Raw genomic sequence first — 13169 nt, 5'->3', positions numbered from 1 at the left:
CGATGAAGCCGGATGCCATCATCAACGTGCGCTTCTTGACGACTGCGGAGGGCGGTCGTAATACAGCGGTGCAAGGACAGTTCTATGCCTGTCCGCTAGTCGTCGACAATGAAGGCTTCGACTGCCGGCTGCTGCTAGAAGGGCGGCGCCTTGAGTTGGGCGCCGACTACGAAGTGCCGGTCAAGTTTCTCTATCGCGAGTTGGCGCATCCAAAGCTGACCATAGGAAAGGATGTGCTGCTGTGGGAAGGGCGGATCGTGGCAAAGGGCCAGGTGATCAAGATTGTCGAAAAGTAATTGCCGTGCCGCTCAGCGTCTGGCCATTCCATCGAGCCTTCTCGACGAAATGAATTGAAATGATGCCCCAACAGTTTGTGAGAAGTCTTCAGTCTTCGGTCATTGACGAAAACATTGCGCTCTATCGCGCGCAGTTTTCCGAGACCGAACCTGGATCCGCGTCAGGTGAATACTGGAAGCGCGCTATCGCACTCTTCGGTGGCTTGACGGACGAACAGCGTCAGGTGTTCTTCGAGGTGATACGACAGATCGCTATAGACACCGCCTCCAACATCCTGGGCATGCTGGACGGAGTCGTGCCACTCGAAGGTGCAGAGAGCGGGTTGGAGTTGACATGCGCAAGCCATCGACTCAATGGAGGTCTGCAGGACATCCTCCTGGAGGAGGACGAACGCAGGCGGCCAGTATGAATCCCACGTCATGAGCGCTTTCGCTCGCCATCTTCATGGACGACGCTCGAAGATCAATGAGGCAGTCTGATGTTTGTGCAACGAAGCCATGGTCTCATCGAGGCCGTTGAGCAGTACTCGACTGACTCATTGATCCGAGCAAAGGCCGAGGTCGAACGGCTTCTGGCAGGAGAAGCCGTAACCCTCGAGTTCTCTTCTGAATTGGCGAAGGACGAGTTCCGGAGGAAGGCAGAGGGCTGTGGCGCGATTTTTGGCTGACTTCTCGCCGCAAAGGGTTTTCCCGGCGTGGCATTGGTCTGTCGCGCGCCGGAGCTTCCATCAATGAACTTGCGCAGCTATGCCAGCCATCGAATCCTGGGGTGACCTGCTGCGCGATCGTTCAGAGGCGGACGTGATCGCATTCGTCCGCCAGCAGCCCGAACTGGTGAACTCGCCGGATGCCGTGTCATCCGAATACGCGCTGGAACAAGCCGTCTTTTTCGAGCGCTGTGAACTGGTCGAGGTCCTGCTCGATCTCGGCGCGGATCCGAATCAACTGAACGATCAAGGCTGCCTGGCGCTGCACACGGCCATCGAGTTGTTCGAGCGTTCGCCGGATGTCGCCTCGCGGCTGGTCGATGTTCTGCTGGCCCGCGGCGCGGACCTCGAGGCCCGCGGGTTCCCGGACTTCACCGCGTTGCATCGGGCCTGCGCCGTGAATGCCATTCCGATCGCGATCACACTGATCGAGCGCGGAGCCAGCCTGACGGCTTCCGCAGAAGCGTGGGTGGACGGCGGGCGCACGCCGCTCGACGTGGCCTTGACCCATCGCTGCGAAGAGCTTGCTTCGCTGCTGCGGGACCGAGGGGCGAGAAGCGTTGACGAGCTGCCAGCAGGCTGATCCGCCTGGGGTGCGACGGCCGTTGCACTTCAAAAAATATCTCCGCCGCCTGTCGATTTCAGCGACCGCCGTTCGTCGCCCCTTTGTCACCTCACCCTTGGAGATGCCCATGACCGCCCAGCCCGCCCTCCGCCCGGCCAAGGACCTGGCCCAGTCCAAGCGCCGCTTCCCCGGCGAAAGCCCCGAATACCGCGCCGCACGCAATGCCCTGCTCGAACAGGAAATCGAATTGCGCCGCCTGAACGAGCGTGTCGCCGCGCAGCGCCGCGCGCTGCCGCCCGGCGGCATCGTGCCGCAGGACTACCGCTTCGACGGCGAGCAAGGCGCCGTCACGCTGTCGCAGATGTTCGGCCCGCACGACACGCTGGTCACCTACAACTTCATGTACGGCCCGCAGCGCAAGCGGCCGTGCCCGATGTGCACCTCGATGCTCAGTGCGTTCGACGGCGAGATGCCTGACATCCTGCAGCGGGTGTCGTTCGCGGTGATCGCCCGCTCGCCGATTGCGCGCATCGCCGCCTTCAAGAAGGAACGCGGCTGGCGCCACCTGCGCCTGTACTCGTCGGGCGGCAACGACTTCAACCGCGACTACGCCAACGAAGACCCGGCGAGCGAGTCCGACAACGCCGGCTTCAACGTCTTCACGCGCCGCGACGGCGTCATCCGGCACACCTGGGGCGACGAGATGGGCCCCGAGAGCGCCGACCCCGGCCAGGACCCGCGCGGCGCGCCCGAGGTGATGCCGATCTGGATCGTGCTCGACATGACGCCGGGCGGCCGCGGCACCGACTGGTACCCGGAGCTCGAGTACCCGCAGCGCTGAGGCGCGCGGCCGGCGGCCCCGTCGCGGCCACCTCCGCCAGTCCGCTCAGCTCCTCAGCCCGCTCAGGCCTCGCCGATGTCGATCGCGATCTTGCCGCGCGCGTGGCCGCCGGCCATGCGCGCGTGGGCCGCGTCCACGTCGGCCAGCGTGAAGCGCTGCGCATCCAGCATCGGCCGCAGCTGACCTTCGGTGGCCAGCCGCGCGGCATGGCCGAGGATCTCGCCGTGGTGCTCGAGGCCTTCGCCGGTCAGCAGCGGCAGCAGCGTGAACACGCCGGAGTAGGTCGCGCCGCGGAACGACAGCGGCGCCAGCGCATGCGTGCCCCAGCCGAGGCTGCTGACGACATGGCCGGTGTAGCGGCGCGCCGCAAGGAACGACGCGTCGAGCACCGCGCCGCCGACGGTGTCGAACACCACGTCGAAGCCGGCCCCGGCGGTGGCCTCGGCCGCATAGCGCTCCAGCGGCGTCGTGGCAGGGTCGATCGGCGTCGCGCCGAGCCGGTGGATGGCATCGAGCTGCGCCGCGTGGCCGGTCGCCCACACCTCGGCGCCGTGCGCGCGCGCCAGCTGCACCGCGACGTGCCCGACGCCGCCGGCCCCGCCATGCACCAGCACCCGGTGGCCGGGCTGCACGCGGGCGCGGTCGACCAACCCTTCCCACGCGGTGATGGTGACCAGCGGCAGCACCGCGGCCTCGCGCGCCGACAAGGCCGCCGGTCGCAGCGCCAGCAAGCGCGCGTCGACCGCGATGAAGCCGGCGAGCGTGCCGGCATGCCCGCCGACGCCGCCGACCATGCCGAACACCTCGTCGCCCGGCTGCAGGTGCGACACCCCCGCGCCGACCGCGCGCACCGTGCCGGCCATGTCGATGCCCAGCACCGCCGGCAGCGGCTGCCGTGCGTGGGCGGCCTGGCCGGCGCGGATCTTCGCGTCGAGCGGGTTCAGGCCGCTGGCGCGAACCTGCACCAGGACCTGGCCTGCAGCGATCGACGGCATCGGCTGTTCTCGCACGACGAAGGGCGCGCCGGCTGCGTCGACGACGGCCGCGGTGGTGAGGGATGGAAGGGTGAATGACGACGACATGTCGTTCTCCAGGAGTTGATGCGACCAGTCTGGTTCATTCACAAACGTTCATCAATCGACAAGAATGCACGCTGCTCATACGAAACTGCATGGGGGCGAGATGGAGTGGAGCGACGTGAAGGTGTTCCTCGCGGTGGCGCGCGAAGGCTCGCTCGGCGGGGCCGCGCGGCAGGTCGGGCAGACGCAGCCGACGATGGGCCGGCGCCTGCGCGCGCTCGAGGCCGCGCTCGGCCAGAAGCTGTTCCAGCGCGGCGGCGCCGGCTTCGTGCTGACCGAGGAAGGGCAGTCGGTGCTGCAGCATGCGCAGCGCATCGAGGAAGAGGCGCTGGCGATCGAGCGCCGGCTGGCGGGCGGGCAGGTCGCGCTGAGCGGCCTGCTGCGGATTTCGTCGTCCGACTGGTTCGGCGTGCACGTGCTCGCGCCGTGGTGCGCCGAGTTCATGGCGCGGCACCCGGAGGTGTCGATCGAACTGGTCACCGACACCCGCCTGTTCAGCCTGGCGCGCCGCGAGGCCGACCTGGTGTTCCGCATCGCGCCGTTCAGCGAACCCGAGGTGGTGCAGCGGCGTTTCATGCACCTCGACTACGGGCTGTACGCCGCGCGCAGCCGGCCGGGGCCGCTGCCGCGCCGAGGCAAGGGCCTGCGCCTGGTGACGATGGACAGCGCCTTCGACGACATGCCCGACGTGGCCTGGCTGAAGCGCAGCTTTCCCGAGGCCCGCACGGTGTTCGGCAGCAACAGCCGCGAGGCGCAGGCGCGGCTGTGCGCGGCCGGCGCCGGCGTGGCGGTACTGCCCTGCGTGCTGGCCGATCCGATGCCCGGTCTGCGCCGCATCGCGCGGGCCGAGCCGCCGCCCGGCCGCGAGGTCTGGGCCGGCTACCACCAGGACCTGCGGCAGGCCGGCCGGCTGCGGGCGTTCCTCGAATTCGTCGTCGCGAAGGCGGAGCAACGCGACGCCGCTCGGTGATGCCCGCCGCGTCGGCTCAGGACGGCCGAGGCGCGGGTCGTGTGTTGACGAACAGGCACAGGAACGCCGTCAGCAATGCCAGGCCGATGTGCAGGCCGTAGACCGCATTGAAGTCGCTGCGCTGCACGACGCCGTGGCCGAGCAGCAGCACCGTGATCGCGACGCCGATCACCGCGCCGATCTGGCGCGTGGCCTGGTTGACCGCGCTGCCGACCGCGTAGTGCTGCGCCGGCAGCTTGCTGACCGCCGCGCCGGACAGCGAGGGCAGCACCATGCCGACGCTTGCGCCGCTGAGGAACAGCCCGGGCAGCCAGTGCGTCAGGTAGGCCGGCTCGGTGCCGGGCACGAGCATGAACCAAAGTCCGGCCGCGGCGTAGAGCAGCGCGCCGCCGACCAGGAAGGGCCGGTGGCCGATTCGCCCGGCGAGGCGGCCGGTGACGATGGCCACCGGGATCACCGTCAGCGGGCCCGGTGCGATCGCGAGGCCGGCCTGCGCCTGGCTGTAGTGCCACACGTTGCCCATGTAGAAGAAGAACGCGAAGAACATCGTCGCGAACGCGATGCCGAACGACAGCGTCGCGGCATTGACGGCGCTGTAGGTGCGGTGGCGGAACAGGCCGAGGTCGACCAGCGGATCGCGCGCATGGCCGGCCCAGATCACGAACGCGACGAGTGCGATCACGCCGGCGGCGGCGGCGCCGATCAGCTGCGTGCGCGTCCAGGCCGGCGATTCCGATTCGACGATGGCCAGCGCGATCGCGCCGACCGCCACGATCAGCAGCGCCATGCCGACCGCGTCGACCTTGCGCGGCGTGGTCGAGCGGGTCGATTCGCCGAGCAGCGCGGCACCGCGCCACAGCGACAGCGCGCCGATCGGCAGGTTGATGAAGAAGGCCCATGGCCAGCCGACGGTCTCGACGACCAGCGAGCCGAGGCTCGGCCCGACCGCGGCCGCGAAGCCGGCAACCGCGCCCCACAGGCTGACGGTCAACGCGCGCTTCTCTTGCGGGAACGCGGCCAGCACGATCGACAACGAGGCCGGCGTCAGCAGTGCCGCACCGACGGCCTGCAGCACGCGGGCGGCGATCAGCCAGCCGACGCTGCCGGCCAGCCCGCAGGCGGCCGAGGCCGCGATGAACAGCGTGACGCCGAACAGGAAAACCCGCTTGCGGCCATGCGTGTCGGCCAGCCCGCCGGCCGGGATCAGCATTGCCGCGTAGACGACGGTGTAGGCGTTCAGCACCCATGACATGTCGGCCGCGGTGGCCTGCGGAAAGCCGGCGCGCAGCGCGCCGAACGCGGCATACAGCATCGTGCTGTCGAGCGACACCAGGAAGGCCGCGACGCTCGCGACCCAGAACACCGGCCAGGGGGAGGTGCGCCGGGCGGGCGGCTCGATGGCGACGGGCGTGGCGATGCTCATGGGGTGGTCCTGGGGGAAGAGGAAGCGGGGGGTGTGTCGTAGTGCTGCAGCAAGGCCTGACGCGCGTTCGAGAGCAGCGCGCGGCCTTCGCTGTTGTCGCCGAGCGCGCGCGCCAGCTGCAGCGAGCCGACCAGCGTGCCGGTGACCACGCTGGCGGCACTGCGGTGCGCGTCGGGCAGCGCGGTGGTCACGCGCTCGACGAGGCGGCGCACGCGCAGCGCGGAGGCGTCGCGCACCAGCTCGGACTGGCGCGGCATGTCGGAGCCGAGCGCGGCCACCGGGCAGCCGCTGTCCATCGACGCGAGGTGGCGGTCGGAAAGGTAGCTGTCGACCAGCGCGCGGAACGGGCTGACGCCTTTTGCGGCGCGCTGCGCGGCGGCGCGCGTCACCGATTCGGCGCTGTCGCGGCCGGCGCGCTCGAGGGCTTCGACGAGCAGTGCGTCGCGCGATTCGAAGTGCGCATAGAACCCGCCGTGCGTCAGCCCGGCATCCTTCATCACCTCGGCGACGCCGAGGCCGGCGTAGCCATGGCGACGGATCGCGCGGGCGGCCGCCTCGACGATGCGCTCGTGGGTTTCTTCCTTCCGGGTGTTGGCGGGGCGTGCCATCGGTCTTCTCCGGTCTGGTTCCTTTAATATGACCATCATCATATTCTTGTTTGGCCGGTCTTGCTTGAGGGCTGTGGCTCATCCCCCCGTTCGCCCTGAGCAGGGACCGAGCCTGTCGAGGGCCCGTGTCGAAGGATTGTTGCCAGGCGAGCGAAGGCTTCGACAGGCTCGGCCCGAAAGAACCTACCAGCCCGACATCCCGAAGCTGCGGCTCCAGCTGAGTTCGACCAGCGGCGTCGCCTGAGGCGCGCGCAAGGGCTTCATCGCACCGGCCCCGAGGCGCCATTCGCTGCGGGGCGTCGGGTTCCAGCCGGCCCACAGCACGGCCTGCAGGATCGCACCGCCGTCGGTCGCGACGCCGCCACCCCCCGCCGCGCCCCCCAGCGCTTCGACACCGACCCGCCACGGCGAGCCCGGCCGGCTCGCGACGCCCGCGCCGACCAGGCCGACCGAGTAGGCGCCGGCCCGGCCGGCGAACGCGCTGTGCGCCTGGCCGCTGACGTAGATGTTGTCGTCGACGTAGCGGTTCAGCTTCAGGCCGATGGTGTCGAGCGCCTGGCGGCTGCCATCGGTGCGCCGCACGCGGTCATGGTGCTGCAGCACCGCGACCCATTCGGTGCGCACGACGCGCGGCGGCGTGTTGCGGCCGTCGTGGCCGGGTTCGAGGTCGATGCCGAGCCACAGCTGGACCTGGCGTGCGCGCAGGCCACCTTGCGCGGCATGGATGCGGCCATACTCGCCGCCGACGGTCCAGCCCGGCGCAGGGCTCCACTCCAGCGTGCCGGAGGCCTTGCCGATCAGGCCGCCGCCGGTAGGCACCGCGCCACCGCCGCCCAGCCCGGCGGCCACGCGCACGCCGGCCCGCCAGGTCGGCAACAGCACCGGCCACGGCGCGAAGCTCGCGCCGAGCGTGCCCAGCACTTCCATGTAGCCGGCGGCATCGCCCTTCGCGGCCGCGGCGGATTCGATGCCCCACGACAGCCCGTTCGCCAACCGGCGCTCGGCGCGCGCGCCGGCGAGGCCGATGGTCGGCCGCAGCCCGCCGTCGAAGCGGTAGGCCGATGCGGTGAACGCGATGCGGTCGAAGCCGAGGCCGGTGACTTCATCGGATGCGTCGGTCGTGCCGCCGTGCTCGCCGGCCAGGTGCTTGAAGCCGCCGCGCCAGGCGAGGGCCAGGCCCAGTTGCTGGCTCTGGATCTCGCCACTCGGGAAATGCACCGCGGACAACGAGACGCCGAGCTGCAGCGTGCTGCCGAGGTCTTTCAGGAGCGTCAGCGCCGGGCGCAGCATCAGGCCCGAGCCGACCGGTGCCGAGGCCCCGCCGCCGCCGCCGGCGTACACGCCGGAGGCCAGCGTCCACCCGGGCACGACCTGCCAACGGTGCTGCAGCTCGACACCGGCGACGAACAAGCCGCCGCGTTGCCCGGTGGCCGCGCCGTACACCGCCGGCCCGAAGGCCCAGCCGGAGCCGACGTCGAACAGCAGCGAACCGCCGACCAGGCCCATGCGCTCGCCCTGCGGCAAACGCACCCGTTCGTAGCCGAACAGCGAGATGGTCGGGATCGATCCGGCGACGTCTCGATGCGGGCCATCGCCGACCGCATCGGTGTCGGCTTCGCGCCCGACCGGCTCCCGGGCAGGCGGCTCGGCCTGGGCCTGGACCAGCCCGGCGGCCAGCAACGCACCGGCGCACACCGCCGCGCCGCGCAAATGCCGCCGGCTCAAGCGAGTTCGCGCGCGAGCCACGCAGCGGCCGAGTCGGCCGTCAGCCGGAAGCCGGCGTCGACCCGCTTGCGGGCGACCTCCTGCCCGTCGGCATCGCGCGCGGCGAGCGTGGCATACGGCTCGTCGTCGTCCGGCACGATGTCGAGCGTGACGACGAAGGCGCCGGCCTCGGTCGCGATCGACACCTGCCTGTGCAGCCGCGCCTGCAATTGCTGCTCATGGCGCCGCCGTACTTCATGCGCGGTCTTGACCAGCGTGTGGAACGCCGGCGCATCGAGCGGCTTCGGGTTCTTCTTGTCGCGGCCCATCGTCCACGGGCCGATCAGCGCCGGCTCGGCCTCGCCGCGCAGCGTCATCGAGACCGCCCAGCCGTCGTCGTCTTCGTTCTTGATGACCTGGGCGATCCAGGTCTCGTCTTCCCAGTGGCGCGCTTCCTGGATCGGCGCGGCTTCGTCAACGGCAGTGGTTTCGTCGAAGGTGTCGGACATGACGGCGTGCAGAGTGAATGGACTGGGCGCGTACTGTATAGGCATACAGGCGAGACGTCGAGCGCCGTGGCGGCTCAATCGGTTTGCAGCGCCTGCCGGACGATCCAGGCCTGGAACACCCGCATCGCCTGCGTCGGCGCGCGCGACTTCAGCCGCGTGATCCAGTAGCGGCCGAGCGACACGCCGAGCGCGAACGGCTGCACCAGCCGCTCGGTGCGCAGCTCTTCGCCGAACATCGCCGGCGGCAGCAGCGCGACGCCGATGCCCTGCGCCGCGGCCGCCGCCATCGCGATCGACGAATCGAACACCGGCCCGCGCAGCAGCGGCGTCTCGATGCCGGCGGCCGCGCACCAGCGCGCCCACTCGTCGGCACGGTACGAGCGCAGCAGGGTCTCGTCGGCCAACGCGGCCGGCGAGCGCAGCCGCCGCGCCAGCGCCGGCGTGCACACAGGCGACAGCGGTGCCTCCAGCAGCGGCTCGGCCTCGGTGCCGTGCCAGGCGCCATCGCCGAAGCGGATCGCGCAATCGAGCCCCTCGGCGGCCAGGTCGACACGGTTGTTGTTGGTCAGCAGCCGCAGGTCGATGAACGGATGGTCGCGCTGGAACGCCGCGAGCCGCGGCAGCAGCCATCCGACCGCGAAGGTGCCGACCACCGCGACGGTCAGCACCTCGCGGTGCAGGCCGCCTTCGAACTGCTCCAGCACGAGCCGCATGCGCTCGAAGCTGTCGCTCAGCATCGGCAACAAGGCGGCGCCCTCGTCGGTCAACGCCAGCCCGCGCGGCAGCCGGCGGAACAGCGGTGCGCCGAGGCGCTCCTCCAGGTTCCTGACCTGCGCGCTGACGGCGTTCTGCGTCACGCACAGCTCCATCGCGGCGCGGGTGAAGCTCAGGTGGCGTGCCGACGCTTCGAAGGCGCGCAGCGCGTTCAACGGGAGTTGCATGCCCCAGATTATCTGGGGTCTCGCCCTCGAAAGCAGCGTTTGAGCGATGGCAGGGAGATCGCTATCGTGCACGCTCCGAACCGACATGCCACGAGGATTTCCCGATGCAAAGAAGACAGTTCAACAGCGCGCTCGCCTGGTCGCTGACGACCGCGATGCCGATCGCCTGCGCCGCGATGCCGGCGCAAGCTGCACAGAAAAACTTTGCACAAGGGCACGACCCTCGCTGGGCCGCGATCGAAGCCGAATCGGGTGGGCGGCTCGGTGTCGCGGTGCTCGACACCGCGACCGGCCAGGTCGACGGCCACCGTCTCGACGAGCGCTTCCCGATGTGCAGCACCTTCAAGTGGCTGGCCGCATCGCTGGCGCTGCAGCGCGTCGACACCGGGATCGAGCGGCTGGATCGCCGCATCGTCGTGCGCCGCGAGGTGCTGCTGAGCAACTCCCCGGTCACCGAGAAGCACGTCGGCGGCGACGGCATGAGCATCGCCGAATTGTGCGAGGCGGCGGTGCTGGTCAGCGACAACGCCGCGGCCAACCTGCTGCTGGCGAGTTTCGGTGGACCGGCCGCGATCACCCGCCATGCGCGCGCGTTGGGCGACACGAAGACACGTCTGGACCGCACCGAGCCGGCGCTGAACGAGGCCCGCCCCGGCGATCCGCGCGACACGACCACGCCGCACGCCATGGCCGTCGCGCTGCGCAGCGCCTTGCTCGGCACCGCGCTGTCCGACGCATCGCGGGCCCGGCTGGTGCAATGGATGGAGGCAGTGCGCACTGGTGTCGACCGGTTGCGCGCCGGCGTGCCGCCCGGCTGGCGCGTCGCCGACAAGACCGGCACCGGCGCTCGCGGCAGCACCAACGACGTCGCGGTGATCTGGCCGCCGCAGCGCGCGCCGCTGGTCGTCACCGCCTACCTGACCGACAGCAAGGCGGATGCGGCGCGGCGCAATGCGGCGCTGGCGGCGGCGGCGAAGGAGGCGGTTGCGCGCCTGGGGTGAGATCGGGCGGGAGCGCCTGTCGCTCAGCCGGCGATGGCCATCACCCTCCCACCGGCGAGCATCGCGTCGATCGCCTGCGCCGCGACCGGCCGGCTGTAGAGGAAGCCTTGCGCGAAGTCGCAGCGCTGCGCGGCCAGGAAGTCGCGCTGCGCGACCGTCTCGATCCCTTCGGCGACCACCGTCAGCGACAGGCTGTGCGCCATCGAGATGATGGCCGACGCGATCGCTGCATCGTCGCTGCTGTCGGGCAGGTCCTTCACGAAGGCGCGGTCGATCTTCAGCTTGCCGATCGGCAGCCGCTTCAGGTACGCGAGCGACGACAGCCCGGTGCCGAAATCGTCGACCGCGACCTGGATGCCGAGCGCGCGCACCGCCTCGAGCTGCGCGACGTTGCTCGCCAGGTCCTCGACCATCGAATGCTCGGTGATCTCGATCTGCAGCGAACGCGGGTCGGCGCCCGAGGCACGCAGCGCGGCATCGATCTGCGCCTGGATGCCGCGGCGGATCTGCAGCGCCGAGACGTTCACCGCGACGTGCAGCCGGTGGCCGGCGTCGTGCCAGCGGCGGATCTGCAGGCACGCGGCATGCAGCACCCACTGGCCGATGTCGACGATCAGGCCGCTCGCTTCGGCGATCGGGATGAACTCGACCGGCGACACTTGGCCAAGCCGCGGATGTTCCCAGCGCAGCAGCGCCTCGACGCCAACCAGCCGCTGCGTGACGAGGTCGACGATCGGCTGGTACAGCAGCCGCAGCTGCTGGTGCGAGACGGCTTCGCGCAGGTCGGCTTCGAGCTGCACGCGGCGCGTGGTGTCGTTCAACATGCGCGGCTGGAACACCGCGAAGGTGTTCTTGCCCAGGCGCTTGGCCTCGTACATCGCGGTGTCGGCGGCGAGCACCAGCGAGGCAGCGTCGACCGCGTCGTTCGGGTACAGCGCGACGCCGGCGCTGCCGCGCACCCGCAGCAGCTGCGCGCCGACGGCCAGCGGCTCGTCGAAGGCGCGCATCGCCGCATTGGCGAGCGCCTGCAGCTGCACCGGGTCGACGACGCGCGGCGACAGGATCACGAACTCGTCGCCGCCGAAGCGGAACGCGATGTCGGTGGGCCGCATGAACTTCGTCAGCCGGCCGGCCAGCGCCCGCAGCAGCTCGTCGCCTACGCCGTGGCCGAGCGTGTCGTTGACGAGCTTGAAGTCGTCGAGGTCGAGCAGCAGCAGCCCGAAGCCCTCGCTGGTGCGGCCGACCGTCTCGATCAGCCGCTGGATCTGCTCGTTGGCCGCATGCCGGTTCGGCAGCCCGGTGACCGGGTCGTAGTGGGCGAGGTAGTCGAGGCGCTTTTCGGTGCCGTCGATCTGCCGGCGAATGCCGACCGCGAGCGCGAAGGCCAGCGCGAACGACACCAGGCTCACCACCAGCGTGATCGCGACGAACGCGGCGACGCGCTCGTACAGCGGGCGCAGGCTCGCGCTCAGCAGCACGTGGCCGACCACGCGGTCGCCCTCGCGCACCGGCACGCGCACCTGCAGGCGGTTCTCGGCAAAGCGATGGCCTTCGGTGGCCAGTGCCGTCGGTGCGGTATCGATGCGCTGCGTGCGCAGGCCGGGCGCGTTGTAGGCGGCGAGCAGGCGGCCCTGCAGGTCGTGCAGCGATGCGCGTTCGATGGCTTCCGACGACTGCAGGCCCGAGAGCGTCTGCGCCGCGGCGCCGTTGTCGCCGAACAGCACCGCGGCCGAGCTGTTGTCGGCGACGATGTGCGCCTGCGCGGTGAGGTCGTCGACCATCGCGGCCCGCAGCGAGAAGTACACGTAGGCGTCGAAGCTGAGCCCCGCCAGCAGCAGCGCGGTGCTGACGCTGAGCGCCACCGCGCGCATCAGGCGGCGGCCGAGCTGCGGGCCCGGCTGCACGCGGAACGGGTCGCGGCGGCGTTCGGTGTCGGTCATCGGGTCAACCGCTCACTCGCTGACGCGGTGCGCCACGCGCAGCAGCTTCGAGCTGACCTGCAGGCGCGACTGGCGGACGGTGGCGAGGTCGATGTCGAACACCACGCGCTCGCCGGTGCGGTGCAACACCACGGCCGCCTGGACCGACGGCGCGGCATCGCCGTCGGCGATCAGCAGCGTGCCGACCGGCGGGCGTTCCGGCGCGTTCGACGGGCTGTCCAGCAGCACGGCATGGCAGGCCGACCAGCTGCCGGCGGACGCCAGGTCGCGCACGTCGAGCCGCCAGTGGCGCACGATGCGGCCGTCGAGCGCCTGCACCGCCGGCCGCAGCGGGCTCGCGCGGTCGATGCACAGCGCGAGCGACGGCGCCTGCGGCGGCAGCACGTCGGTCGGCCAGTCGATGAACAGCAGCAGGTTGAAGACGAGGGTCGCCTTCTGCTCGGCGTCGTCGGCCCGCGCGGCGGGCACCCATGCGCAGGCCGCGGCGCAGGCCAGCGCCGCCAGTCGCCGCGATGGCGGCCGAAGGACCGGAAGGGTGGAGCGATTCACGGCGCAGGAGGATGCACGGGTGCCGACAAGGCAAAA

General features: G+C 70.5%; 15 protein-coding genes. 7 read left to right on the top strand and 8 right to left on the bottom strand.

Annotated features, from left to right (window positions below; all coding sequences use genetic code 11):
* The first annotated feature begins 2 nt into the window (after positions 1-2).
* The 5 genes from FHT26_RS17140 (at position 3) to FHT26_RS17120 (ending at position 2409) form a co-directional block, all read left to right on the top strand.
* Positions 3-296, top strand: a complete 294-nt coding sequence (locus FHT26_RS17140) for a hypothetical protein (protein WP_168561319.1) — start codon at positions 3-5, stop codon at positions 294-296.
* A 62-nt stretch (positions 297-358) separates the two neighbouring features.
* The gene (locus tag FHT26_RS17135) at positions 359-706 is read left to right on the top strand and encodes a hypothetical protein (RefSeq protein ID WP_168561318.1); all 348 of its coding nucleotides are present in this window, start codon (positions 359-361) and stop codon (positions 704-706) included.
* Between the two features lie 69 nt (positions 707-775).
* A complete protein-coding gene (locus FHT26_RS17130) occupies positions 776-964 on the top strand; it encodes a hypothetical protein (RefSeq protein ID WP_168561317.1) in 189 nt (62 codons plus the stop codon).
* Between the two features lie 79 nt (positions 965-1043).
* Positions 1044-1586 (top strand): ankyrin repeat domain-containing protein, encoded by a 543-nt coding sequence (locus FHT26_RS17125; RefSeq protein WP_168561316.1) that lies wholly within the window; start codon positions 1044-1046, stop codon positions 1584-1586.
* Between the two features lie 109 nt (positions 1587-1695).
* On the top strand, positions 1696-2409 hold the full coding sequence (locus FHT26_RS17120; RefSeq protein ID WP_168561315.1) for a DUF899 family protein: 714 nt from the start codon (positions 1696-1698) through the stop codon (positions 2407-2409).
* Between the two features lie 62 nt (positions 2410-2471).
* Here the strand turns inward: FHT26_RS17120 and FHT26_RS17115 are convergent, their stop codons facing one another.
* Positions 2472-3491: a zinc-binding dehydrogenase gene (locus tag FHT26_RS17115; RefSeq protein ID WP_168561314.1), complete on the bottom strand. Its 1020-nt coding sequence runs from the start codon at positions 3489-3491 to the stop codon at positions 2472-2474.
* Positions 3492-3555: 64 nt separating this feature from the next.
* On the opposite strand from FHT26_RS17115, the gene FHT26_RS17110 reads away from it, so the two are divergent.
* Complete coding sequence (locus FHT26_RS17110; protein WP_246867939.1) at positions 3556-4458, top strand: LysR family transcriptional regulator; 903 nt, start codon at positions 3556-3558, stop codon at positions 4456-4458.
* A 16-nt stretch (positions 4459-4474) separates the two neighbouring features.
* On the opposite strand, the gene FHT26_RS17105 is transcribed toward FHT26_RS17110, so the two are convergent.
* The 5 genes from FHT26_RS17105 to FHT26_RS17085 form a co-directional block, all read right to left on the bottom strand.
* A complete protein-coding gene (locus tag FHT26_RS17105) occupies positions 4475-5881 on the bottom strand; it encodes an MFS transporter (protein ID WP_168561313.1) in 1407 nt (468 codons plus the stop codon).
* Complete coding sequence (locus tag FHT26_RS17100; RefSeq protein ID WP_168561312.1) at positions 5878-6489, bottom strand: TetR/AcrR family transcriptional regulator; 612 nt, start codon at positions 6487-6489, stop codon at positions 5878-5880. The genes FHT26_RS17105 and FHT26_RS17100 overlap by 4 nt, the downstream gene beginning before the upstream one ends.
* Positions 6490-6672: 183 nt before the next feature.
* Positions 6673-8214 carry a hypothetical protein gene (locus FHT26_RS17095; protein WP_168561311.1) on the bottom strand — a complete coding sequence of 514 codons (1542 nt, stop codon included), beginning with the start codon at positions 8212-8214 and terminating at the stop codon, positions 6673-6675.
* Positions 8211-8702, bottom strand: a complete 492-nt coding sequence (locus FHT26_RS17090) for a hypothetical protein (RefSeq protein ID WP_168561310.1) — start codon at positions 8700-8702, stop codon at positions 8211-8213. Before FHT26_RS17090 ends, FHT26_RS17095 begins: the two co-directional genes overlap by 4 nt.
* 74 nt (positions 8703-8776) lie before the next feature.
* Positions 8777-9643, bottom strand: coding sequence for a LysR family transcriptional regulator (locus FHT26_RS17085; protein WP_168561309.1), 867 nt, complete (start codon positions 9641-9643; stop codon positions 8777-8779).
* Positions 9644-9747: 104 nt separating this feature from the next.
* Between FHT26_RS17085 and bla the strand changes: the two genes are divergently transcribed.
* The gene (gene bla / locus FHT26_RS17080) at positions 9748-10644 is read left to right on the top strand and encodes a class A beta-lactamase (RefSeq protein WP_168561308.1); all 897 of its coding nucleotides are present in this window, start codon (positions 9748-9750) and stop codon (positions 10642-10644) included.
* A 23-nt stretch (positions 10645-10667) separates the two neighbouring features.
* Here the strand turns inward: bla and FHT26_RS17075 are convergent, their stop codons facing one another.
* Together FHT26_RS17075 and FHT26_RS17070 are read right to left on the bottom strand one after the other, a co-directional pair.
* Positions 10668-12584: a putative bifunctional diguanylate cyclase/phosphodiesterase gene (locus tag FHT26_RS17075; RefSeq protein ID WP_168561307.1), complete on the bottom strand. Its 1917-nt coding sequence runs from the start codon at positions 12582-12584 to the stop codon at positions 10668-10670.
* Positions 12585-12596: 12 nt separating this feature from the next.
* Entirely contained in the window at positions 12597-13133 is a 537-nt protein-coding gene (locus tag FHT26_RS17070) for a YfiR/HmsC family protein (protein WP_168561306.1), read from the bottom strand.
* Positions 13134-13169 lie beyond the last annotated feature (36 nt).

The sequence above is a fragment of the Rhizobacter sp. SG703 genome (genome assembly GCF_012275445.1).
In the GTDB taxonomy this organism is placed as follows: domain Bacteria; phylum Pseudomonadota; class Gammaproteobacteria; order Burkholderiales; family Burkholderiaceae_C; genus Rhizobacter.
Note: the sequence above shows the minus strand (reverse complement) of the source record. Positions and strands in the feature narration are given on the sequence as shown.

Excerpts from the sequence above, each read along its gene's own strand:
- FHT26_RS17140 (WP_168561319.1), top strand. The coding sequence starts at position 3 with ATGAAGCCGGATGCCATCATCAACGTGCGCTTCTTGACGACTGCGGAG.
- FHT26_RS17135 (WP_168561318.1), top strand. The coding sequence starts at position 359 with ATGCCCCAACAGTTTGTGAGAAGTCTTCAGTCTTCGGTCATTGACGAA.
- FHT26_RS17130 (WP_168561317.1), top strand. The coding sequence starts at position 776 with ATGTTTGTGCAACGAAGCCATGGTCTCATCGAGGCCGTTGAGCAGTAC.
- FHT26_RS17125 (WP_168561316.1), top strand. The coding sequence starts at position 1,044 with ATGCCAGCCATCGAATCCTGGGGTGACCTGCTGCGCGATCGTTCAGAG.
- FHT26_RS17120 (WP_168561315.1), top strand. The coding sequence starts at position 1,696 with ATGACCGCCCAGCCCGCCCTCCGCCCGGCCAAGGACCTGGCCCAGTCC.
- FHT26_RS17115 (WP_168561314.1), bottom strand. The coding sequence starts at position 3,491 with ATGTCGTCGTCATTCACCCTTCCATCCCTCACCACCGCGGCCGTCGTC.
- FHT26_RS17110 (WP_246867939.1), top strand. The coding sequence starts at position 3,556 with ATGCACGCTGCTCATACGAAACTGCATGGGGGCGAGATGGAGTGGAGC.
- FHT26_RS17105 (WP_168561313.1), bottom strand. The coding sequence starts at position 5,881 with ATGAGCATCGCCACGCCCGTCGCCATCGAGCCGCCCGCCCGGCGCACC.
- FHT26_RS17100 (WP_168561312.1), bottom strand. The coding sequence starts at position 6,489 with ATGGCACGCCCCGCCAACACCCGGAAGGAAGAAACCCACGAGCGCATC.
- FHT26_RS17090 (WP_168561310.1), bottom strand. The coding sequence starts at position 8,702 with ATGTCCGACACCTTCGACGAAACCACTGCCGTTGACGAAGCCGCGCCG.
- FHT26_RS17085 (WP_168561309.1), bottom strand. The coding sequence starts at position 9,643 with ATGCAACTCCCGTTGAACGCGCTGCGCGCCTTCGAAGCGTCGGCACGC.
- bla (WP_168561308.1), top strand. The coding sequence starts at position 9,748 with ATGCAAAGAAGACAGTTCAACAGCGCGCTCGCCTGGTCGCTGACGACC.
- FHT26_RS17075 (WP_168561307.1), bottom strand. The coding sequence starts at position 12,584 with ATGACCGACACCGAACGCCGCCGCGACCCGTTCCGCGTGCAGCCGGGC.